Origin of the sequence: Bartonella grahamii subsp. shimonis (assembly GCF_036327415.1) — a bacterium.
Taxonomy (GTDB): Bacteria; Pseudomonadota; Alphaproteobacteria; order Rhizobiales; family Rhizobiaceae; genus Bartonella; species Bartonella shimonis.
In genome coordinates, this window is record NZ_CP123961.1 from 1,273,767 (window position 1) to 1,297,715 (window position 23,949).

Here is a 23,949-nt window from a genome sequence, read left to right on the forward strand (position 1 = left end):
TTTAGGGAGGGGTAAAGAACTTCCAAAGGATATTTAAAGATCTTTTAATACGTATTGTTTCTTTTTTAATCGCAATTAGTAAGGAAAAGTTTCTTACCGGCAATTGTGTTATTTAAAAGGGTATAAAAATCAACAGTTTCTACTTATTTTAATATAAATTGATTAAAAATTTTTTGGATTTTTAGCATATTGTTTAAAGACAGAAAAAAATTTTACACTTTAGTTGTGTTAGCAGCGTGGATGTTTTTTGATAGCTCTCCCACTTAAACGAAAAATCTCTGTAATCATCAGCAGTACTCCAAGAGGGTAAATCAAGATAAAACAAAGTAGTTAGCTGGACATAACAGGAATAAAATTAGATCAGTTTAATTGTTTAAAGCAAATACCTAATAAACGACAGAAAATAAGCTTTAATAAGGCTTCAAGTTTTAAAGTATTAAACCGTGCAGTTACGCTATGTCGTCTTCCCGTTAGCTTAACCGCTAAAAATATAAACATTAAGAAAGCTGCTCAGAATTATTATAATATATTTGATTTATAACAGTTAATTATTCTTTTCTTGAAAAAACTTTATTGTCATAAACTTCTTTTATTTTAAATTCCTCTTATAATGAATTAATTAAAATCATTCATTTGTGCATCATAAATTGGGATTAACGTGTGGATAAAGACTATTGAAGAAAAGCATAAAAATGATTCTTATTAACGTTCTTAAGCGCCGAAAGTTAGCACAACATTGGAAAAATAGTATAATGGTACAGGCCTTGCTCTTTTATTAAGTATAAAGATGATGGTGCAACAATGGCTTACTACTATATCATTCACGGGTATTGTTGTGTAATGAAGAAGAGGCACTGAGAGAGGTTTCTTAAAAAAGATATGTAAATTGGCAACACGATGGTGTTCTATCTCTTTAAGAGGCTTGTTTCTATTAAAGAACGTGACAAACAAAAGCGTGACACAATATGTATACACATTATTCCTATATTTTTGAGAGACGAAAATTTCGTAAAGTTTTTTCTTGTATTTTTGTATGAACATTTAGGGAAAATTCTTTTATTAAAAGGATTCTTTAAGTATTCTTAAACTATAATAATTTTTCTTTTTCAAACAATAAAACAAAATTATTTTTAGATAGAGGTTTTTAATTTTGAGCATTTATTTTCTGCAAAAAATTTTGCAATCACATGCTTTATCCAACACAAGAATCGATTACACAATGAAATAATACCTTTAATATTCAAGTTTATGAGAGTTTTTTTGAAAGAAAATAGATAAATATTTCTATGTTTTTCGTAAAGCAAGATTCTTATAAAAGAGGGCCTTCAAGTTTCAATGTACAAAAGATAAATACAAATAATGATTGTGTTAATTTACGTATACAATTGAATTTAGCATGATTATAAACTTTATAGGTGCACAAAAAAGAAGTCGTTGATAGCCTTTTATTTATTCAGGTGGTGTTTTGGGGGCTCTTTTCCAATATTGATGCGCTTCAAAAATGGCGACCACAAATAATGAAATGATAAGCGGTATAATCAAATAAAACATTCTAAAGACAATAAGTGCTGCAATAACATCGGTTGGATTTATATTGGGCATGCCTGTTATGAAGAGAGCTTCAAGGACTCCTACTCCTCCTGCTGGAGCATTGGAGAGAAGAGTTATCGTAAAAGATGCTAAGAAAACACCAAGAACAGAGATAAAATGAATATCTGCGTTGTGTGGGAGAACAGCATATATAATTCCTGCTGCTCCTAAAAGCTCTAGAGGGCTAATGAGAAGCTGTTGAATAACAATTTTCAACCGTGGATAGGAAAGTTGAATTTTCTTACCCAAGCGTAAAGGTTTTAACTGAAGCCAGCTGCCGAAGGTATAAAGTGCTATACAGCTGAGTAAAATTGCTCCACTCGTTGTTCCTAACCATTCAGGAAGTTCTTTATGAATGAGGGTGATAATTTCGGGTTGCAGCACCAAAACGATTCCCAAAAGTAAGATTGTGCCGATTACAAAAGTAAAAGAACAAAAACCTACTAATATTGCGATTTCTGTTCCGTTTAATCCTTTCATTTTATAGGCGCGATAGCGTACAACGGCACCAGAAAAAACTGAAGCACCGATGTTGTGTGAAAGAGCGTAGGTTGTAAATGAACATATAGCGATAAAAATCCAAGAAATTTTATGGCCTAGATGTTGCAGGGCAATTCGATCATATCCAGCAAGAGCAGCATAAGCTAGGAGAGAACATAAGCAGGCTAATAACCAGTGCTGTGCATTTAAATCGCTCAAGCGCTCCAATACATCCTCAAATGAAATGGCAGAGAGTTTTATATAAAGAATCCGAATAGATATCAGCATTGCTAAGATACCAATCAACGGCCATATAAATTGCTTTATTTTCACGATTCTTTACCCATTTTATGTTTTCTCTAAATTTTCATGATTGAGCATATTCTTTACAGATCTTCGTTCCGTTATATACTCCATCATGCCATTGGCAATTTCTTCATCATCCGTTACTACAACATCAGCACCTAAATCAATGAGATATGCTGTTTCTGTGTCAGATAATGCATGGGTGATTATCTGGATGTCTTTTTTCATATCACGCATATTCACGATACATTCTCCTACTTCAATGGTACTTCGCATTGTAATAACAACTTTATGTGCATTATTTATATTTGCTGCGTTCATTATTTCTTGTTGAATGATATTGCCGCAAATAGCCTCAAAGCCATCTGCAATCGCTTTATCAGAGAGGCGTTTTGATTCTTCTACGATCACTATAGGTTTACCTCTATTTATTAAAGATAATGCAACACACTTACCGATACGACCATAGCCAATAATTACAATATGGTTATTTTTTAAGGTTATCGGTAAAAAATCTTGCTCAGGATCTTGTGGATCAATATCAATAATTGTTTGGGGATTTTGTGAAGATACAGAATTTTTTTCTAGACGTTTTTTAATTTTATTACAGGCAATGAAAACAAGAGGATTGAGCAAAATAGAAAAAATTGCTCCTCCAAGAATTAAATCATGAGCGTCATTGTTTAAAAGTCCTAAGCTTAAACTTAAACCAGCAAGGATAAAGGAAAATTCTCCGATTTGTGCAAGGCTTGCAGAAATAGTCAAAGCTGTTGTATTAGAATAACGAAAAGCCTTAACGATGAAAAAGGCAACAGCAGATTTTCCGATTACGATAATGAATAAGGTTGCTAAGAGAGGAAAAAAATGAGTTAAGAGTTTCTCCGGGTCAAATAACATGCCTACCGAAACAAAAAAGAGAACAGAAAAGGCATCGCGCAGTGGTAAAGATTCTTCCGCGGCACGGTGGCTTAATTCTGATTCGCTCATGACCATACCGGCAAAAAAAGCACCAAGAGAAAGAGAAACACCAAATAAATGAGCGGCTCCGAAAGCTACTCCTAATGCAATAGCAAAGACGCTAAGACGAAATAATTCACGTGATCCCGATTGTGCGCTCATTTTTAAAAGCCATGGGATAACGCGTCGCCCAATGACGAGCATAAGTGCAATAAATACAATCACTTTCAGGATGGTGAGACCAAAAATACCCCAAATACTTAAATCCAACCATTGAACAAGAGGATCCAACGCTTCTTTTTTGGTATTGCTGAGGGCACTTGCCAAGGAAGGGATGAGGACAAGTATGAGGACCATTGCTAAATCCTCAATAATCAACCATCCAACGGCAATGCGTCCTTTTTCTGTTTCAATAAGATGACGCTCTTGCAAAGCACGTAGCAGGATAACAGTACTTGCTATGGATAAAGCAAGACCGAAGATCAAGCTACCACTGAAGCCCCATCCCATAATCAGACCAAGGCACAAACCTAGAAAAGTAGAAAATGCCATTTGTGCAATAGCAGCGGGGACAGCAATAGCTTTGACAGATAAAAGATCTTTTAATGAAAAGTGAAGCCCAACACCAAACATCAGCAAAATAATACCAATTTCAGCAAGTTGATTAATGATGACGGAATCTATTTTAAATCCGCCTGTATTGGGTCCCACAATAACACCAGCTAACAAATAGCCTACAAGTGGTGAAATACGCAAACGGCTAGCAATCATTCCCAAGAGAAATGCTAAACATAAACCTGCAACAATAGTTGTGATAAGTGGTGTGTCGTGGAGCATGGATTATTTACTATTCTTGATCAAAAAGCGAATGAATAAAATAACTATATTTCTATGAGAAGAGAGGCGAAATGTATCATACGTATTAAAAGACATTTTTATTCCACTTTGGTATTTGCACGATTATTTCGCTCACGCCACCAAGTTCCTAGCAGGAGTAAAATAGGAGCAGCAATAAAGATAGAGGATGATGTTGCAATAATAATTCCAAAGACCATGGGCAATGCAAAATTATGAACAGCACTTCCACCCCATATCGCCATGGGGAGCATAGCAAGAATTGTTGTGGCTGATGTAAAAAAACAGCGTACAAGAACCTGATTAATTGACAGATCAATCAGTTCGCGCAACGGCATTTTTTTATAAAGACGCATATTTTCGCGCATCCTATCATAGACGACAACCTTATCATTTATAGAATATCCAACAATTGTTAGGAGCGCAGCGATAGCTGTTAAATTAAAATCAAATTGAAATAAAGCAAAAAAGCCAATCATTTTTGTGGTGTCTAGAATGAGAGTGATAATTGCTCCAATGGCAAAGAACCACTCGAAGCGTAACCATATATAGAGAGACATGGCAATAGCCGCAAGAATAACAGCGGTAAAAGCAGCTGTGGCAAGTTCGCCTGAAATTTTGGGACCAACAACTTCTATTTGATCGAATGTGGTGTCGGGGTAAATACTTTGTACAGCTGTTTTGACCTTATCAATGGCGATGGTTTGTTGTGCTTCGCTACCGCTTTGTTTCTGCATGCGAATTAATACGGTATTTTTGTTATCAATATTTTGCAAGGTAACTTCACCAATATTAAGAGTAGAAAGCTTGGAACGCAGAGTTGCTAGATCTGCTGGTGCTTTCGTGGTAATACTCATTTGGCTTCCGCCAATGAAATCAATTCCGAAATTCAATCCAGGCTTAAAAAAGAGAAAAACTGAAGCCATTGATAAAACAATTGAGACGCCAATACCAATGAAGCGTGCTTTCATAAAGTGAAAAGTTGTTTTTTGTGGCATGATGTTGAAAGCAGAGTGAATATGCAATTTTTTAATTTTCCATTTACGAACGATCCAAATCATGATGATGCGTACAATGGTGATATTTGTAAACATGGAGATGATAATACCAAGCAACATTGTTACGGCAAAACCACGAACGGGACCTGTACCGAACCAAAATAGTAAGACAGTCGCTATAATTGCCGTAACATTTGCATCAACAATGGTTGCAAAAGCGCGTTTAAATCCACGATCTAGGGCTGCAAAAGCACTCACACCTTTTCGACTTTCTTCACGGATACGTTCATTGATGAGAATATTAGCATCAACGGCAATACCGATGCCTAAAATAATACCAGCAATACCAGGTAGGGTCAGCGTAGCTCCTAAAAGGCTCAGTGCAGCAAATGTTAAAATTGTATGCAGGGCTAGTGCTATATTCGCAATGAGCCCCCAAATGCGGTAGAGAAGAAAAATAAAAATTGCAACAAGAATAAAGCCGATTATGCCGGTGTAAAGTCCCATTTGGATGGCATCAGCACCAAGATTTGGACCTACGGTTCTCTCTTCAATGACTGTGAGTGGTGCGGGGAGGGAACCAGCACGGAGCAGGGCAGCCAGAGTTGAGGCTTCTTTGGGGTCAAAGTTTCCTGTAATTTGACCTTGTCCATTGGGAATGACACTATTGATGATAGGAGCGGTTAAAACCTTATTATCCAGAACAATGGCAAAAGGACGGTTAACATTTTGTCGTGTTATATCGGCAAATATTTTTGCACCAGCGGAATCTAGAGTAAATGAAATAATGGAACGTCCTGGTATTTGGGGGTCAAAACCTGCACGGGCATCTTTTAAGACATTTCCATCTAAAGCGATTTGATCATAAATTGCATAATGTTGTGTTGCATCAGTATATCCAGGAAGAATAGAAACACCTATAGGAGGATTATTGGGATCCACATTAGAAGGAACAAGATGAAAACTCATCTTAGCGGTTGTTCCTAAAAGATCACGCAGTTGTTTTGGATCTTGTAGGCCAGGCAATTGGACCATAATACGATCATTTCCGACCTTTTGGATGGCTGGTTCTGAAACACCAACCTGATCTATACGGCGACGGATGATTTCTAAGCTTTGTTCAATAGCATTGCTGACACGGTCTTTTATACCAGCTTCCGTTAATGTGACGCGGAGAATTTCATTTTGAGCACTGATTGTGATATTATGTTCTGTTGTGCCAAAGCTACTGTGTATGGGGGTTATTAACGTTTTCAAAGCAGAGAGTGCTTTTTCAGTTTGCGATGGATCAGAAATAAGGGCAATAACGCTATCTTCCACGATACGTATACTTGAAGTGCGGATTTGTTTTTCACGCAATGTATTGCGTACGTTGCCTAAAACTATGTGTAACTGATCGCGTTTTAACGTTTTGCTATCAACCTCGAGCAGGAGAGAAGAGCCTCCTTGAAGGTCAAGACCAAGTGCTACACGGGTGTCGGGTAAGAATTTCGAGTTTTTAACTTGTTCGTGTGAAAATAAATTGGGTAAGGCAACATAAATGCTGCTTAAAAGAATGAAACAATAAAGGGTAGTTAACCAACCAGGTGTACGCATGATATATTCCGTTAATAGACAATCTAACAGTTATTCAAAGTTAAAAGCACCAGTAAAATAAGATGATCATTTTATAATTTAAGGAAGAGAATTAAGTGTGGTCATTGGGAGGAGCGCGTTTATTTGAGAAATATTGCGTTTTAACGTTACGAAGTCGTGTGTCAATAGCTGGAATATTTATTAAAAAGAAATCCAATGTTAGGATTTTTTGAAAGGTTCTCATAAAAATAGATTCTGTATGGAGTGTTACAAGTTTTTTGTTTTCAGTTGTGATAACATTCAACTGATCACACTTATTATGTAAATAAAATCTATTCGTTTTAATGATATTATTGGTATGTGATTGTTTGATTAAATAAGCACGCATTCCTAGGTTGCTCGTCAAGCACATACCTAAACTGGATAGAAAAATCCAAGTTGTCAAAGGAAGAAAATTTTCTTTTTTGCAATAGAGGTGCAAAAAACACATGCTAAAGTGCCTTCTTTAATCTTATTGAGTTCAGCTTATTTATATTATCCTTTTCTCTTATTATCAGTATTATAGGATAAGGGAAAGCTTTTATAAGATTATTCTACAAAAGTTGAAAATATCTGCTTTACACTATGTTTAAAAAAGGGTAGTAAAATCCTTTTTGTGCATATAAGGTAAATATGTATTCATTTTGTAGAAAAAACATCCACATACTTTTCCTTCTTTTGGGGATTATTTTTGTATTTAATTCTGGTGCATGGGGGAATAGGGATGTAAAAAATACAATTGTCGAACAAACAATAGATTCTTATTCAGTTAAGGAGATTATTCAACAACAACAGTTGATTATTAAGACTCTTGAAGAAAATACTGAAGCTTTAAAAAGAGATTTTGACAGAAAATCAGAAGATGAGCGTGCTTTAGAAGAGTTGCGGTTACGTGCACAAGATATCAGTAAACGTGCTATTGAGGCAGCATTTGTTTTACGTTCTCCTCTTAATGAGATTAATACACTTCTTGATCAATTAACGGAGCTCCATCGTGACGTAAAAAAACTGAAAAGTTCAGTGAAGGAATATTCTTACTTGATAGAGCAAAAAGCTAAAATTAACAGTACCATGCTTCGTTTTGAAGCAATTTTCTTAGCGGCAAATAGAATAGCTGAACTTTCTATTTCTCAATCTCATGAGCTTTTTAAACGTACACTCACGTATAGGCTTGAGTTTTCGATTCCGATGGTTAAACATCTTGCCGAAAAAACAAAAGAGGCTTCATCAGATTTTCTCTTGTTGTTAAGTTCTTGGTGGAATTTTATATTTTATTTCAAGTTGTTAAAACTATTTCTTTCCTTTTTAATTCCACTTTTTATTACTTTGGGTCTTTCGTATTTTTCTCAAAAAGTTCTTGTTCATGTGTATTGCCACTTTACGAAGTCTAATGAGAAAATATCTTATTTACAACGCTTATTGATCGCCTTTATTTCAGTTCTCTTACCTTCGCTTGTATGTACTATTTGCGTTTATCTTGTGTTGTTTTTGTTTCGTAGTTTTAGCTTAGATCCAGGTAAGCTTACAACAGTTTTTGATATGATAGGTTGTCAAATTATTTTAGTATTTTTAATCAATCGCTTAGCGATTGTTCTTTTATCATCGAATATCCCCCATGTGTGTCTTTTCAGTATTGCACCATCGTCTGCTTATCAACTAGTAATTTTATTCACTTCTTTAGGGGGTGTTTTGGCATTTGACGCTGTTCTTGATAGTATTTATAAAATCATTTCAGCACCTCTATCTTTGACAATTGCTAAAAGTTTTATTGCTGTTTTTCTTGCAGCGATATTGCTGTTTATAATATCATTTGTACCTTTGCGGTTTAGATGGAGGCGTTTTCAAGGAGAAAAAAAAGAGCCATACTTTTGGCCATTTTATATACGCATTCCTCTTATTGGCTTGGGATTATTGCTCTTTGTGTTGAATTTTTTAGGCTATGTTGGTCTTGCACGTTTTATTATGCAGCAAATTATGATTGGTGGAGCATTTTTAATTCTCATGTATTTAGGAATACAAAGCGCTCAAGCACTTGGAACTAAAGGCCAATTTATGAAAACAACAGTTGGTCATCTTTTGATGCAGAGGTTTCATTTAGAAGAAAAAATGATGAATCAATTGGGAGTTTTTGTGAGCGTTTTTCTCAATTTATTTGTTATTGTATTTTGTGCAATGCCAATTGCTGTACAGTTTGGATTTTCCTATTCTGATTTGAAAGCAGTATTGTGGCAATTGGTTACCGGTTTTCAGATTGGAAATATTTCTCTTTCTTTGATTTCTCTTGTAACAGGAATTATTTCTTTTTGTGTTTGCTGGTTTCTTATTCGCCGATTTATTGGTTGGTTAGATAGTATGGTGTTGGTTCATGGAGAGTTCGATTCTGGTATACGTAATTCTATCAAAACAGTGATAAGTTATGGAGGCTTTGTTGTGTCTGCTTTGACGGGACTGTCAATGGCAGGTTTAGATCTTAGAAATTTTGCTCTTATTGCTGGAGGACTTTCACTTGGTATAGGTTTTGGTTTACAGAATATTGTCCAAAACTTTGTCTCTGGACTTATTATTTTAGTTGGAAGACCATTTAAAATAGGAGATTATATAGAATCTGGATCAGTAGGTGGTGTTGTTAAGCGTATTAGTGTGCGTGCAACGGAACTTGAGACCATTCAGCGTAAGACGATTATTATTCCCAATTCCAGCCTTATTAATAACAATGTTAGTAATTGGACTAGATGTAATAAAGTAGGACGAATTGATATACCAGTTACTGTATCATCTAAGGTTGCTCCAGAGCATGTTGCTGAAATTTTGTTGGAGATTGCTTTTGCGACAGAAGGTGTTTTAAAAAAGCCTACCCCGCAGGTGAGTTTTACGGCATTTGATTGTAAGAGCTTTTCCTTTAATTTAGCTATTTATGTGCCTAATATTACTTCACCTTCTCATGTAACCAATGCTCTTCGATTTGTCTTATATAAGCGTTTTGCTGAGGAAGGAATCTTAGAATGCTGAAATATATTTATACTTTGATTACAGTTATTCTGTTAAGTCTTTTTACCATAACAGCTTTTGCCGCAACAGTAAAAAATACAGATTTAAAGGTACAATTTCTCATTGTTGTCGAGGGAAGTGTACCTTCAACATTTTCTTTAAATACTCATCAAGCAATTACAATTTGCATGAAGGGATGTTTTATAACTTTTCCTAATAAAGACCGTTTTGCAATAAAGGCAGATGATAATATAGAAATCAGTGGGGGAAGGGCAATTTTTAAATAAAATGATTGAGAATTTTTATTTGGAGACAAGATTAGAAGGATATTGATATTGCGCGTATTAATAATTTTATTTTTTAGAAAATGGTAGAAAAAAGGTATGATTTTAGTATAAAATAAGTGCAGTTTTTTTATACTATGTAGAATCTACAGTATGAATTTTGAATGTAATAATATTGAGGTATTTATAATATTTTTAATGAATATCGATTTTTTAAAATAATTACATCAGTTTTAGAATTTTTCTCATGAAAAAAGTCATAAAATATACTATTTTGTGATTTTTTGCGGTAGTTTTGATACAAAATGTTTTATATTTCCTTATTTTTAAAAATATAATAGGAATTTATTAAATATTTATTATTTGAAGTATTCATTATTATAATTATAATATTTTAAAATTTATTTGATAATATTAAATTTTGATGTAAAGATATATTAATATAGTAATAGATTTAAATGTATCTATAAAGGAGTAAATGCGATTTTGCAGCATAAGAATTTATAAAACTTTGTTTTTCTAAATGTGATTTTTGATTATATTTAAATTTAGCAATGGGGTATAATTTTATGAATACAAAATTTGTAACAGCATCTGTTTTTTCGTTAATTTCACCTTCTATAGTACAGGCTGCAGATGTGGCGGCCCATGAAGTGCCAGTACATGTTGCCTCAGAAGTTGTTGCTTCTTCGCCTTTTTCTTGGGGAGGTATTTATTTTGGGGGGCAAGTTGGTGGTTTTTCAAGTAAGATTTCTGCAATAACGCGTGATGTTGATATTCCTCTCTATCCTGATGAGGGGAGTAAAAGTAAACCATGGATACCTGTCGAGAAACAGTATATGCCGGAGCTTTCTGGATTTGTGGGTGGTTTTTATGCGGGTGTTAATTTTGATCTCGGTAATAATTTTATTGTGGGGATTGATACGGATATGCTTTTAACGGAAAAAAAGGATACAAAAACAAGATTTCAAGCTGATGAATCGAGTACTGGTGGTCCTGGTACTGAAGGAGCGGGTACTGAAGGAGCGGGTACTGAAGGAGCGGGTACTGAAGGAGCGGGTACTGAAGGAGCGGGTACTGAAGAAAAAAGTCGAAAAAGGGCTATGAGACAGGGGAGAGGCCTTTCTCGCTCTGTTACAGAGGATAAAAAAGAGAAAGATAGTTTAACTTTTAATCATACGCTAAAACAAAAATGGACAGGTGCTACACGGGTGCGTGTTGGATTTTCTGCGGGGCGTGTGATGCCTTATATTGCTGGTGGTGTTGCTTATGGACAGTTTCAAGATATTTTGTCGACAGTCATTACAGGAGATGAGCCCTTCAGTAAGACATCGGATGTAACAAAGACAATGATTGGTTATACTCTCGGTGCTGGTGTTGATTTTGCAATGACAGATCATCTTATTATGCGTGCGGAATATCGTTACTCAGATTTTGGTAAAAAGAAATTTAAAGACGAGATTGAAGTTAAGTATAAGACGAATGATTTTCGCGCAGGAATATCTTACAAATTCTAGTTTTGTAGGATAAATGAGCTTAAATTTAAGAGGTCCTATCTCTTTGATAGGGCCTTTATTTTTTTAATGCTATGCATTGTAAATGCTATTTTATGGTAAGAAAAGGGCTTTGACTTTGAGTGATGATGAGGAGATAAGAAAGAATTATTCAAATTCTTAATTGTTAAGAATGAAAATTCTTTGGTTCACAAGGTATAGTTGAAATATTTCTTTGCAAAGAAGGAATGATTCGTTTTCGTATTATTACGATGATCACATGATAATATCGTTATAGCGTTAAAAAAGTAAACTTAAAGATAGTTTTTCTATCTAAACAATTAAAAAATAAAGAAAATTAAACATGGCATCACGGTGTGCTCTTCCAAATTCACGGGCTTCTCTCTTTATTTTTTCACGGTCAACAGTTGTTTCGCGTAGTCGTTCAAGTACAATTTTTTCGCTTTCAAGCGCAACTTGCATCTGCTCCAGTTTTATCTTGTATTCGTTGGCTCCTTCTGTAGAGACTTGTTTGATCTTTGTCCGCGGTTGTCCATCCGGTGCTAAAAGTGAGGCAGGGTGCTTGTTGGATTCCCATTCCAGATGGCTGTTGCCAGAGTTTCATTGACAGAACCATCTTCAAAAAGAGCCGCATCAAATTTACCTATCTTAAATCGTGAAACCACCGCATTAGGAAAACCCGCATCTTCTTTGCAAACGCACGAACCGATAGACCCTCACGATGCTTCTTTGTCATTGATAGTTTATCCTTCTGAAACACTTATAGGGATTATCGTATACTTTTTTGTTTACAGTACCGTATTTTCGTGTACATAAAATATATGAAGATAGTGTGGGATGAACCAAAAAGAGCTGTAAACATTGATAAACATAAGCTTGATTTTGCTGATGTTATTTATGTTGACTGCAAACATGCTCTTATTGATGTAATACATTCAAACCGCATGAAGGCTATCGGATATTTTGCTGATGATACAACAGTTATTGTTTTTTCAAAGCTTGGCATTGAAGCGATATCCATTATCAGTTTTCGTCAAGCGAATAAGAAAGAGGGGTTTTTAATGACTATCAAAAAAACCTTTGAAACAGGATGTGGCTACACAAAAGAAGATTGGGACGCTGTGGATTCCTCACCACTAACAGATGAAGAACTTATACGTCTAAAGCCAGCTAAAGATGTTTTATCATCCTCCTTTTTTAAATATGTAACAGAAGAACGCCGCAAACGTGGGCGTTCACCAGTTGAATCTCCCAAACAAGCGGTTACTCTACGCCTTGACCCAAACGTTATTGTCTCTACCACTTTCTCATTTTTGAGAAAGGGGAGGGGAGTTGTGTTTTTAAAGTTAAGCAGCTTTCACGACAATTTTTGCTAAGACCTGTTTTTCTTCTTTGATTAAGACTTTATAATGTTTAAATTCTTTTTCGAGTCTATTTGCATCTAACAAACGCCTCATCATCAACCCTAAGATTTCTCCAACACCGACAGTTTTTTATACTCATAAGAAAATAATTCATAATCAACAGATTGTCTTTTCAACTTTTTCTCGCATTCAAAAAATAGCGACATGCTTGACGTCCTTTCTCATTGTTTTCAACCATTGAGAGCTCTTTTGCCATATCTAATGTAAAGTGATAATTAATTGCTGTAACAGCCCTAGATTTTGCGCTTCCAAATTTTGAGAACCGCAAATCTTGTGTTTTTATGAAATTTTTTCCTTCTTCAGATTCATACTGATTAATACGATCTGTAATCCAAGTAGCAAAACATTTTCCTATTCCAAAAAATGTATGCAACTCGCATGCGTTTACTGTTTCAATAACTTCCTGATCAATAACCTGTTCTCTAATTTCTATAAGATTGTTCATAAAGAACTCCTTGTGGTTAGATATTTTTGATTGACATTCAATAAAAGGAACATTTCCTTTTGACGCTACAGGGAGCAAAAACAACATACAATCGGTTGGTTCTACTCTCACCTACGCACGTAGATATCTCTTAGGCATGCTTCTTAATCGCTTAATAATGAATGAGATCAGAGAATTAATGGAACAGACACAGTCTGAAGAAAGCAAACTTCTCTCTTTCATAGGAGTAAAAAAATTCACAGATATGTCTTATAAACAAGCCTAAACCGCTTTGTTTTCTTTGAAAAAAAGCAACGCTCGCAAATAAATAAAGAACAACAAACGGCGGGTGTGAGATGGAGCAACGAACAGCAGAATGGTTTCAAGCGCGGCTAGGTAAAGTCACGGCATCTAATGTTTACAACGTACTCAGTAAGACAGCAAAAGGTTTGCCTACAAGCAAATATGAAGACTACAAAGTGAAACTCATGACAGAACGCTTAACAGGGGAAATAAGCCAATCTTATACAACACCTGCTATGCAATGGGGCATTGAACATGAAGAGAATGCTTTGAGAGAATATGAATTCATTTATGACACAGAAGTCACAAGATGCGGGTTTATCCCACACCCCAAAATGGCAATGGCTGGTGCAAGTCCTGATGGGTTCATTGGAGAGGACGGTTTAATCGAAGTCAAATGTCCACAATCAACAACCCATCTTCGTTTTTTTATGTATGACGAAATCAAGCCTGAATATCTCGCGCAGATGCAATTCCAAATGGGCATGTACAGGACGCAAATGGTGTCATTTCATTAGCTATAATCCAAACTTTGTAGGCAAATCTACTGGTTTGAGAATGAAAATCAAACGCATCAATCGTGATGAGAAACACATTGAAGAGATCAATAAAGCGGTCGAAATCTTTTTAGGGGAAATAGAATAAGAGATGCAAAAGATTTTGAGAAAAGCCGCTTAAACCTATGGGGGTGCTCTCTCCTTCTCCTCTTTCCTAAGCACCCCCACCCATTTACTAAGGAAATTAAACGTGTGTAACATCAAACATATTATCATACAGCCTGCTAAAGATGAGGAATTTTGTTTTTTTACCATTGGCTATGAAGGGAAGTCCCTTGAGAATTATCTTAAGAGTCTCATAGAAAACAATATCAAAACTTTATGTGATGTTCGTAAAAATCCAATAAGTAGAAAACACGGATTTTCAAAAAGACAATTAGAGAAAGCTGTAAGCAATATTGATATTGAATATATGCATATGCCTGAACTTGGAATTGCTTCTGAAAAACGAAGAAATTTGAAAACACAAAAAGATTATGACCGCCTTTTTGAAGATTATCAAGATACAACTCTCAAGAATAATTCTTGTGCAATAAACAAATTATATCAAATATTTTTAAACAAAAAGCGCGTTGCAATCACCTGTTTTGAAGCCAATGTATGCATGTGCCATAGAGGACAACTCGCATTAGCTCTTACTCAATTGCCTGATTGGAAATATGAAATTGAACACATCTAAAAAATAAACTTGCATATTTTTAAAAGTTGGAGTGCTTCACATGCCTTCCAGCCCCCCACCCATTTAATTAACATAAAAAAGAGAAAGGTAATGAGATGATATTTGATGATATGGAGATAGATATGTAACGACACGTGAGTGTGCACAGCTTTTTAGTGTATCCACAACCACGATTCGCAATTGGGTGCTTCAGGGGTTGTTTCCGGAGCCATATAAGCTAGGGAGAGCAGTGAGATGGAGAAAAAAGAGATCTTAGCCTTCACTCCAAAGAAAAATAAGGAGCAAATAAGAACAAATTAGGTAGAATTATATAAACTGTAGAAGGTGGTCTAAAAGGTGGTCTGAAAATGGCTATTTAAAGAAAAAGATTATATATTTCAATATGTTGAAGATACAAAATGGTGCCCAAAAGAGGACTCGAACCTCCACGCCTTGCGGCACAGGTACCTGAAACCTGCGCGTCTACCAATTCCGCCATCTGGGCTCATAAAATTCATCTAAGCGTATGAAGCAATTCTGTCAATCAAATTATAGAATTTATGTTTTCAGCTTAAAACGATTGAATTGAATTTTTGGGGTATATCATGATTTTAGAAGTTTAAGGTGTGAGAACTGTCTTTGATAAAATTGTTGAATCCGGATTAAATGTGTAAATAATAGGAATGCCGGTCGCTAATTCTTGAGATATAATTTCTTCACCGGAGAGACCTTCAAGTGCCATAATAAGAGCACGAAGAGAGTTTCCATGTGCTGCGATCAAAACAGTTTTGGAGCGCAAAATATGAGGCTGGATACGGTAAAGATAATAAGGCCAGATGCGCGCACCGGTGTCGCGTAGGCTTTCTCCATTCGGGGGCGCAATCGTATAGGAGCGGCGCCACATTTGCACTTGCTCTTGCCCCCATTGTTGGCGTACTTCATCTTTATTTAAACCAGAAAGATCACCATAATTACGTTCATTTAATGCGGGATTTTTTATCACTTCTAAATCTGATTGTTCCATTTGCTCTAAAATGTGCTGAGCCGTTTTTTGAGCACGCTGTAAGGCAGATGTATAAGCGATATCAAACTTCAAACCGTATTCTTTCAGTTTTTTTCCTGCTGTTATCGCTTCTGCATGACCTTTTTCTGTTAAATCAGGATCTTTCCAACCAGTAAAAAGGTTTTTAAGATTCCATTCACTTTGTCCATGACGAATGAGTACAAGTATGCGTCCCATTATGAATTGCCTCTATTCTATTGATTGTTTAAAATTCATCGTTCAATCCCAAAACATCGAGCATTGAATAAAGGCCGCTTTCATGATTTTTTGCCCACAAAGCTGCTTTTAACGCGCCATTGGCAAAGATAGAGCGTTCTTGCGCTGTATGTGAAAGAACAATGCGTTCATGGGAACCGGCAAAAATGACACTGTGTTCTCCAACAACTGTTCCACCACGTAAACAAGAAAAGCCAATGGAGCCTTTTTCGCGTTTACCTATATAACCGTTGCGTTCGTTGATACGCACATCTTGCAGCATAACATTGCGTCCTTCAGCTGCTGCTTGGCCAAGAAGAAGAGCTGTTCCAGAAGGGGCATCAACTTTGTTAGCATGATGCATTTCATAAACTTCGATATCAAAATCATCGGCTTTTAATGCTTTAGCGGCTTTCTTTACAAGGTTGACTAAAAGATTTATTCCAAGGCTCATATTTCCGGATTTGACAATTGTTGTATATTTCGCAAAATCTGCAATTTTTTCTTCTTCTGTTTTGCTAAATCCTGTGGTGCCAATAATATGGACAAGGCTTTTTTGAGCAGCATAGTTAGCATAAAGAATACTGGCTTCTGGTTGTGAAAAATCTAAGATACCTTCTGTGTTAGAAAAGGCATTTTCAGGATCGTCAGTAATACCAATCCCAAGAGAATCTGAACCAATTAAGGCACTGGCATCTTTTCCTACAAATGGTGAGCCTTTGCGTACAAGAACAGCACAAAGCTCTACATCTCTCCTCTGCTGGATTGCTGTAATGAGTTCACGTCCCATTCTTCCATTTGCACCAACAACTGTAAGGCGCATTCTTATCTCCTTATGATATTTCACTGGTCAGTATAGGTAAATTCTTGCCTTCTTTCCAATGGTTCTTTTTCTTTATAGAAAAATTTTTTTCCCGCTTTAATTTATCTTGTTGCGCTATAAAACACTGTCGTTTAGAGCAAGTGATTAAGATCTACAAATTTATATAGAGATGCTTTTCGTTAGAGTGTGTGATGAATATTACTAAGTAAGTTTTGCATATGAAACTTAATGGAGCTTGTGTATTATTTTACGTTTTTGTTTCTTTCGTCCTTTAAGAGGGGAGCGTTCTTCATGTAAAACAAGATCTCCCAAAAAATACACCTATGTTGTCAATTCATGCGCTTGTCTTAAAGAAATATTTCTCAATACCTCTAAACTTATTTTATGATAGTGCTCGTGAGTGGTATCACGAGAGAGTATCCATGAATAATATAAAATCTATTCTGTGCTACTATCTTTATGCTTCATAAAAGAGCAAATCAGCACTATCATACGTTTTGTTAGCCTTTAATGTTTTAACAATCCTTGGCACTTAGGCATTTTCATTCTTTTCTTTAATATTTTTTCACGCATCAATTCTATTTGTGATGCATAAGAAAGCGATTTTGATTGTTTTAAATGTGATGAAGGTAATGAGAAAAAGGTATTTTGAATTGACGATTCAAGTTAAAAAAAAACGATTATTTATCATTTTATATCAATATGTTATCCATAAATAAAATCACGTAAAAAAGGGGGGGAACAAGGGACGAACAAGAAGTTGGATTGTTTACACATAAAAGTTGGTCAGATTCTTCATCTTTTAGGAAAGTCAGTTGAAAAAATTGTTATGTCGCAAAAACTCATAATGAGGCTTTGCTTATTATAGAGCAAATAGTATATATGTTATGTAATGCATTTTTTCATATATTAGGGAAAATGGAGGATAACTTGCGTTAAGTATTGTTATTTTATTTGCCTAGCTTCCAATGATGCTACAGCTCTTGTATTTAAAGAGAGTCTTTAAAATCCTTTCTTAAATACTTTTTATTCCTATGCTAATCTTTTTTGTGACTCGATGAGAAAGTGATTTTTTAATGCATTATAAGGGGGGTGAAATAAGAAAATATTATGGTGGGGTCTTATTCTCTGTTTAATATAATTATAAATCAATGTATTATTGTATTGTTTATACGCATGCATAAAAATTCATAAACCTATAAATATCCTTTAAATAAAATATCGCTTTTACTTTTGTTTGTGAGAAAAGGCTAGAAATCAAGATCTGCATAGTGAGCACTTGCAACAATTCCTCGGACGCGATCTGTTAAAAGAGAACGAAAAGAAGGGCGTGATTTAATTCTCATATACCAGTCTTTGGCAGCAGGAGATTGTTCCCAGTCAATTTCCCCCAGAAAGTCAAGTACAGAAATAGAGGCTGCTGCTGCTAGGTCTGCATAGGATAAGGCAGAACCGACTAAGCTATCGCGAGAAGCACAGAGCCAATTGAGATAGTTCATATGTGGTAAAATATTGGCACGTGCATTGCGTAAAATTTGTGAATTAGGAGCACCACCACCAATGGCAAGTGGCATTTCACGTTTATGAATTCGTTCTCGTACAATATGGCGCGTTGCTTCATTTTCGAATTTATTTAAAAACCAGTCATTGAGCCGGCGTACTTCCGCACGATCTAAAGGATTTTCCGGAAAGAGCTTATTTTCTTGTCGTAAACTTCCATGTGTTTCGTCTAAATATTCACAGATAACAAGAGGGCCTGATAATGGAACCTCGTGTTCATCGAGAAAAACAGGAACATGACCAGCGGGATTGAGGGCTAGAAATTCGTGTCTTCTTGCCCATTCATATTCCTCAATCAGTTGAGTGGTTACACCATATTCCCCAAGAATGAGGCGTATGAAGCGCGAGGCAGCGGATAGGGGAGAATGAAAAAGTGTCAGCATAATTTACACTATCAGATAGAGTTGATGAGAATTCTTTCAAGTAATCATTTTTATAAAGATGCTTGACTAGAAGTACAAGATCATTAGCAGCTGCTAGCAATTATAATTAATAAATTGTTAACAATAGGAATTGTTCTCTTATGCAATGGTTTGCAAAATGGCAGCACGTAATTCTTCTAAACCGAGAGCTTTTTCTGAAGAGGTTACAAGAATCTCAGGATAAGCTGCTGGACGTTTGAGAAGCTTTCTTTGTGTGCTCATAATTAATTTTTCCAAGGCATTTGATTTGATTTTATCGCTTTTTGTCAAAACAATTTGATAAGAAACGGCTGCTTTATCAAGGAGAGTAAGAACATCTTCATCATTATTTTTGATTCCGTGCCGTGAATCAATCAAGATATATACACGTTTTAACGTTGTGCGCCCCCGTAAATAGCTAAAAATCAAATTTGTCCACGCATCAACCAGATTTTTAGGAGCAGCAGCAAAACCATAACCAGGCATATCTATTAATGCTAGAGGGGGAATATCTCCTAGTTGCCCACTGAAGCCATCGGGGACAAAATAATTAAGCTCTTGGGTCCGTCCTGGAGTATTGGAGGTACGTGCTAAGCTTTTTTGTTGGACGAGTGCGTTGATTAAAGATGATTTTCCAACATTGGAACGTCCTGCAAATGCAATTTCTGGTGGTCCTTCAGGGGGGAGATAGCGTATTGCTGGTACACCACGAATAAAAATCCATTTGCGAGAAAAAATTCCAGAAAGGGAAGAAGCTCTAGTCATTCATGCACTTTTTTTAGGTGACCTTCTCCACATGACTTTCAGATTATCAAAAAGCTCAATTTTAACTCCTTGGCGCTTCATCATGATTCCTTGCTGAATGATTGATAATATATTGTTCCATGCCCAATAGATGACGAGACCAACAGGGAAAGAGGCGAGCATAAAAGTAAAGACAACAGGCATCCATGTGAATATCATCGCTTGGGTTTGGTCTTGAGGAGCGGGATTCATACGCATTTGTAAAAACATCGTTATTCCCATAATCAAAGGCCATGCACCAATCATAAGAAATGTTGGCGTTGTATATGGCAAGAGACCAAACAAGTTAAAAAGAGAAGTTGGATCGGGTGCTGCTAAATCTTTAATCCAGCCAAAGAAAGGGGCATGGCGCATTTCAATGGTAATATAGAGAACTTTATAAAGAGCAAAGAATATTGGGAATTGAACCAACATTGGCCAACAACCTGCAAGGGGATTAATTTTTTCGGTTTTATATAGTTCTATTATTGCTTGTTGTTGTTTGGTTCGGTCATCGGGATATTTTTCTTTTATTTCTAGCAACCGCGGCTGTAAAAGCTTCATGCGTGCCATAGATTTATAAGATTTATTGGCTAGAGGGAAAAGAAGAGTTTTTAAGAGCACAGTGACAAGAAGGATGGCGATACCAAAGTTTCCTGTTTGTTTATAAAGAATATCAATGAGAGAGAACATTGGTTTGGTGATGAAATCAAACCAACCCCAATCAATTAAAAGAGCAAACTTTTTGATTTTTAAGTCATTTTGATAGTTATTAATAATTTCAACCTGTTTTGCACCAGCAAAAAGACGATTTGTAATAGTTTTTGTTTCATTTGGGGCAATCGTTAAAAGCGATCCTAGCAAGTCAGACTGATAATGAGTTTGCAAACGATCAAAATAAATAAAACGGCTTGTATATTCTTTATTTTGCGGGGGAATAACTGCTACAGCCCAATATTTATCGGTAATACCAATCCAACCTCCTGTCACTTTGGAGAAAGTCATACTCTTTTGCCCATTATCAGGATTTGGGTCAAGCTCCGCTAAGGTTTTATATTTTTCAGTTTTGAGCGAATCTCCAGCAATACCTATCATACCTTCATGAAGTAAATAGGTTGCATTTGTATGTTCTGGTGGTGCTGCACGTGCAACGCGGGCATAGGATGAGAGATATATTGGTTGATCACTTTCATTGCTGATAGAATCTTCGATGGTAAACATGAAATGATCATCAACAGAAAGGATACGCCGGAAGATTTGTCCCTGCCCATTATTATAAATTAAAGTGATGGGTGTTGAAGGGGTCAGAATTGTATTGTTTCCCTCTATTTGCCATTGTGTATCCGATTGTGGCAAGGCTTTTGCTGGTAAAGACGCACTTGTAAAACCAAATTCAGCAAGGTAGGTCGTTTTGAAACCTCTAGGATTCAGCAAATCGATTTCCGGTGATTTTTTATCGACTGTTAAACGATATTTTTTGAGGTGAAGATCATCAAATTGTGCACCAACAAGATTAATAGAGCCTTCCAGTTCATTGGTTTTGATCGCAATACGCTCTGTTTTGGCCAATACAGCTTTCCGGATTTCAGGTGTCATTGGCTGTTCGATGATAGATGTTGCTTGATGCGTTGAGCTATCATTAGAAAAATTCGTCGTGGTAGTAGAAAGGGCTGATTGTTGTTTTGACAATTGCTGTGTGATGACTTGTTGTTTTTGTAACTTTGCTTGTTTGGGAGCAACATGAAGAAATTGCCATGCGATGAGCACTACGAAAGATAAGCCAATAGCGATAAAGAAATTGCGGTTATATTCCATCCGTACACCCTTGTTGTTGTTGATGTTTTATTTTTGGTTTTATTCGCCGATTTAACTCACTAATCAAGGATGTAAAAGGCGCATGTAACGCATCACGATACGCTACAATGACATAGTCTGTTCCTGCTTCCATGTGGTTTGTTACACCAACTCTTACGGCTTCACGCAAGCGCCTTTTGATACGATTACGTTGCACAGCATTACCGTTTTTACGGGTAACAGTAAAGCCTACACGTGCAACAAGAGAATCTTTTCTTTTAGTTGTTTGTTCACGAGATTTAACTTCGAGCAAAAATAAAGGACCACGTCGTTTTTCTCCTGTACGGACAGCCAAAAAGTCTGCTCTTTTGCGAATACGGCAGGGATGTTTTTTCTTCATAAAAGAATATTTCGCAATTTCACTAAATGCCTGCAAGCAGGCATTAGAGGTTTACAACAAAAGTTTCACAACGAAGAAATGGTGAGCAACCCTCAACGGTTGTGAAAATTTAAATGGTTAAGCAGAGAGCCGCTTACGTCCACGAGCACGTCTTGCAGCAATAACTTTACGTCCTCCAGCTGTGGCCATGCGTGCACGAAACCCATGGCGGCGTTTACGGACAAGTTTAGAGGGTTGGTAAGTACGTTTCATTTATTTAAATACCGCGGAGTGCGGCCCTTCTTAATCTTTGTTTTATGAGTAGTTATGCGCGAGAGGAACAATTTTATCCTATCATACGGCTGTTAATCCATAAGGAAAAATATAAAAAAAGTCAATCTTAGATTGTTTTTCTATCTCTTGAAAGAATACAAAACACCTTATAACTGTCTGTAATACTTTTTTTGCGATACTGTAAGAGTGTCAGAGAATAACGATTGAGTCTACAGAAAATAAATAACTAGGGTGCTAAAGAATTAAAGAAAGTGTGACTGATTACTGTATGCTCAATTTAAAGCATCCTTTAATATTAAGAGTTTTTTTAAGTTTTTGTTTTTACAAAATTTTGATCAGAACATTCATTAAAGTGGTTGTAGCACAAACATGATTGGTAGGATTTTATAGCAGATTTTATGTTTGAGTTTCTTTATTTAAGGATGGTTTCATATTTTAAAGAGATAAGATATAAATAATTTATACTTTATAATTCTGAGTAAAGTAAAAAATTATAAGGTGATGAACCTGTAAGTATTTTTCGTTCTTATGCTTGTATTTGCTGGTATTTTTATAGAGAGGAAAGAACGTGGATCCGATCACAAGTGAGGCTATCCGCAACGTATTACGTAAAATCGAAGGGCCAGATCTTGAAAGCGATATTGTGTCGTTGGGGCTTCTTTCAGAAATATTGATTACTGATGGAAAGGTTTTTTTTTCCATTACAGTTCCTGATGGACGTGTGCAAGAATGGGAATCATTGCGCCGTTCTGCTGAAAAGATGGTATGTGCTTTGGAGGGAGTGGAATCTGTTTTTATCACACTTACGGCAGAAAAAACAACAAAGGCAGCACCTAAACGGAGAGCAAATCTCTTACCTATCAAAATGCCCATAGAAGGCGTGCGGCATGTAATTGCTGTTGCTTCTGGAAAAGGGGGGGTCGGAAAATCTACGATGGCAATAAATATCGCCTTAGCTTTACAAGATTCTGGTTTCAAGACGGGGGTGATGGATGCAGATATTTATGGGCCATCTTTGCCACGTTTGACAGGACTTGTTAATCAAAAACCACAGCTCATTGGAGAAAAAAAAATTCAACCTCTTGAAAAGTTCGGACTTAAATTGATGTCGATGGGTTTTTTGGTTGAGGAAGAAAAGCCGGTAGTATGGCGTGGTCCTATGGTTATGGCAGCTGTAACGCAATTGTTACGAGATGTTGTATGGGGGCCTCTGGACGTTTTAGTCGTTGATATGCCACCCGGTACAGGGGATGCACAATTAACGCTTGCCCAACAGATACAATTAACAGGTGCGTTGGTTGTCTCTACGCCTCAAGATCTTGCTTTAGTGGATGCGCGTAAAGCAATAGAAATGTTCATGAAAGTCAATGTTCCTATTTTAGGACTCATTGAGAATATGAGTTATTTTATCGCTCCTGATACGGGAAAACACTATGATATTTTTGGCTATGGTGGTGCACGGGCAGAAGCGGAACGTCGAGAAGTCCCTTTCTTAGCGGAAATACCGCTTGATGCAGCTTTACGATCTTCTTCAGATGAGGGGATCCCTATTTTTGTTGCTCAGTCTAGTAAAGAGCATACTAAACTGTATCGTAAAATTGTTGATCAAATAAAAAATCAACTCTTTTGAATGGGGATTATGTAAGAGAGTTTATTAAAACACAATCATGAAAGACATAAAAATAGTTGCCTCTTTGTAAGGGGA

General features: G+C 36.2%; 17 protein-coding genes, 1 tRNA gene and 6 pseudogenes. 10 read left to right on the forward strand and 14 right to left on the reverse strand.

The genetic code is table 11. From position 1 onward, the window contains the following. Window positions 1-1,449 precede the first annotated feature (1,449 nt). The 4 genes from QHG57_RS05545 to QHG57_RS05560 form a co-directional block, all read right to left on the reverse strand. Entirely contained in the window at window positions 1,450-2,403 is a 954-nt protein-coding gene (locus QHG57_RS05545) for a lysylphosphatidylglycerol synthase transmembrane domain-containing protein (protein WP_330167474.1), read from the reverse strand. A gap of 15 nt (window positions 2,404-2,418) precedes the next feature. Beyond that, a complete protein-coding gene (locus tag QHG57_RS05550) occupies window positions 2,419-4,170 on the reverse strand; it encodes a cation:proton antiporter domain-containing protein (RefSeq protein WP_330168876.1) in 1,752 nt (583 codons plus the stop codon). Window positions 4,171-4,268: 98 nt separating this feature from the next. Beyond that, complete coding sequence (gene secD / locus QHG57_RS05555) at window positions 4,269-6,782, reverse strand: protein translocase subunit SecD (RefSeq protein ID WP_330168877.1); 2,514 nt, start codon at window positions 6,780-6,782, stop codon at window positions 4,269-4,271. 91 nt (window positions 6,783-6,873) lie between these two features. After that, entirely contained in the window at window positions 6,874-7,251 is a 378-nt protein-coding gene (locus QHG57_RS05560) for a hypothetical protein (RefSeq protein WP_330167477.1), read from the reverse strand. A 182-nt stretch (window positions 7,252-7,433) separates the two neighbouring features. Here QHG57_RS05560 and QHG57_RS05565 point away from each other — a divergent pair, with 182 nt between their 5' ends. From QHG57_RS05565 to QHG57_RS05575, 3 genes are all read left to right on the forward strand, one after another. After that, window positions 7,434-9,809 (forward strand): mechanosensitive ion channel family protein, encoded by a 2,376-nt coding sequence (locus QHG57_RS05565; protein WP_330168878.1) that lies wholly within the window; start codon window positions 7,434-7,436, stop codon window positions 9,807-9,809. Further along, window positions 9,803-10,075 carry a hypothetical protein gene (locus QHG57_RS05570; protein ID WP_330167479.1) on the forward strand — a complete coding sequence of 91 codons (273 nt, stop codon included), beginning with the start codon at window positions 9,803-9,805 and terminating at the stop codon, window positions 10,073-10,075. Before QHG57_RS05565 ends, QHG57_RS05570 begins: the two co-directional genes overlap by 7 nt. 566 nt (window positions 10,076-10,641) lie before the next feature. Beyond that, window positions 10,642-11,589, forward strand: coding sequence for an outer membrane protein (locus QHG57_RS05575; protein WP_330168879.1), 948 nt, complete (start codon window positions 10,642-10,644; stop codon window positions 11,587-11,589). A gap of 330 nt (window positions 11,590-11,919) precedes the next feature. On the opposite strand, the pseudogene QHG57_RS05580 reads toward QHG57_RS05575, so the two are convergent. After that, window positions 11,920-12,322, reverse strand: a pseudogene (locus QHG57_RS05580) (hypothetical protein); the annotation flags it as partial. An 85-nt stretch (window positions 12,323-12,407) separates the two neighbouring features. Here QHG57_RS05580 and QHG57_RS05585 point away from each other — a divergent pair. After that, window positions 12,408-12,670: pseudogene (locus QHG57_RS05585) on the forward strand (BrnT family toxin). Next, the gene (locus QHG57_RS05590) at window positions 12,648-12,962 is read left to right on the forward strand and encodes a BrnA antitoxin family protein (protein ID WP_330168880.1); all 315 of its coding nucleotides are present in this window, start codon (window positions 12,648-12,650) and stop codon (window positions 12,960-12,962) included. Before QHG57_RS05585 ends, QHG57_RS05590 begins: the two are co-directional and overlap by 23 nt. Here QHG57_RS05590 and QHG57_RS09780 read toward each other — a convergent pair. Then, a pseudogene (locus QHG57_RS09780) lies at window positions 12,933-13,455 on the reverse strand (antA/AntB antirepressor family protein). The gene QHG57_RS05590 and the pseudogene QHG57_RS09780 overlap by 30 nt on opposite strands. Window positions 13,456-13,492: 37 nt before the next feature. On the opposite strand from QHG57_RS09780, the pseudogene QHG57_RS05600 reads away from it, so the two are divergent. The 4 genes and pseudogenes from QHG57_RS05600 to QHG57_RS05615 form a co-directional block, all read left to right on the forward strand. Next, window positions 13,493-13,830: pseudogene (locus QHG57_RS05600) on the forward strand (hypothetical protein); the annotation flags it as partial. Continuing rightward, window positions 13,791-14,382: pseudogene (locus QHG57_RS05605) on the forward strand (lambda exonuclease family protein). The pseudogenes QHG57_RS05600 and QHG57_RS05605, both read left to right, overlap by 40 nt. Window positions 14,383-14,484: 102 nt before the next feature. Further along, window positions 14,485-14,973 carry a DUF488 domain-containing protein gene (locus QHG57_RS05610; protein WP_330168881.1) on the forward strand — a complete coding sequence of 163 codons (489 nt, stop codon included), beginning with the start codon at window positions 14,485-14,487 and terminating at the stop codon, window positions 14,971-14,973. Between the two features lie 95 nt (window positions 14,974-15,068). Then, a pseudogene (locus QHG57_RS05615) lies at window positions 15,069-15,273 on the forward strand (helix-turn-helix transcriptional regulator). Between the two features lie 99 nt (window positions 15,274-15,372). Here the strand turns inward: QHG57_RS05615 and QHG57_RS05620 are convergent. The 8 genes from QHG57_RS05620 to rpmH all read right to left on the reverse strand — a co-directional run bounded on the left by QHG57_RS05620 (window position 15,373) and on the right by rpmH (window position 22,223). Next, window positions 15,373-15,457 (reverse strand) — tRNA-Leu (locus tag QHG57_RS05620). 114 nt (window positions 15,458-15,571) lie between these two features. After that, window positions 15,572-16,192, reverse strand: coding sequence for a 2,3-bisphosphoglycerate-dependent phosphoglycerate mutase (locus tag QHG57_RS05625; protein WP_330167482.1), 621 nt, complete (start codon window positions 16,190-16,192; stop codon window positions 15,572-15,574). A gap of 28 nt (window positions 16,193-16,220) precedes the next feature. Further along, entirely contained in the window at window positions 16,221-17,033 is an 813-nt protein-coding gene (gene dapB, locus QHG57_RS05630; RefSeq protein ID WP_330167483.1) for a 4-hydroxy-tetrahydrodipicolinate reductase, read from the reverse strand. A 1,250-nt stretch (window positions 17,034-18,283) separates the two neighbouring features. Continuing rightward, window positions 18,284-18,976, reverse strand: a complete 693-nt coding sequence (locus QHG57_RS05635) for a glutathione S-transferase family protein (protein WP_273790709.1) — start codon at window positions 18,974-18,976, stop codon at window positions 18,284-18,286. Between the two features lie 138 nt (window positions 18,977-19,114). After that, the gene (gene yihA, locus QHG57_RS05640; RefSeq protein ID WP_330167484.1) at window positions 19,115-19,759 is read right to left on the reverse strand and encodes a ribosome biogenesis GTP-binding protein YihA/YsxC; all 645 of its coding nucleotides are present in this window, start codon (window positions 19,757-19,759) and stop codon (window positions 19,115-19,117) included. Beyond that, window positions 19,760-21,592, reverse strand: coding sequence for a membrane protein insertase YidC (gene yidC / locus QHG57_RS05645; protein ID WP_330167485.1), 1,833 nt, complete (start codon window positions 21,590-21,592; stop codon window positions 19,760-19,762). Further along, on the reverse strand, window positions 21,582-21,971 hold the full coding sequence (gene rnpA / locus QHG57_RS05650; protein WP_330167486.1) for a ribonuclease P protein component: 390 nt from the start codon (window positions 21,969-21,971) through the stop codon (window positions 21,582-21,584). The genes yidC and rnpA overlap by 11 nt, the downstream gene beginning before the upstream one ends. Before the next feature lie 117 nt (window positions 21,972-22,088). Then, window positions 22,089-22,223: a 50S ribosomal protein L34 gene (rpmH, locus tag QHG57_RS05655; RefSeq protein WP_005864709.1), complete on the reverse strand. Its 135-nt coding sequence runs from the start codon at window positions 22,221-22,223 to the stop codon at window positions 22,089-22,091. A gap of 589 nt (window positions 22,224-22,812) precedes the next feature. Between rpmH and QHG57_RS05660 the strand changes: the two genes are divergently transcribed. Further along, window positions 22,813-23,874: an Mrp/NBP35 family ATP-binding protein gene (locus QHG57_RS05660; protein ID WP_330168882.1), complete on the forward strand. Its 1,062-nt coding sequence runs from the start codon at window positions 22,813-22,815 to the stop codon at window positions 23,872-23,874. The last annotated feature ends 75 nt before the right edge of the window (window positions 23,875-23,949 follow it).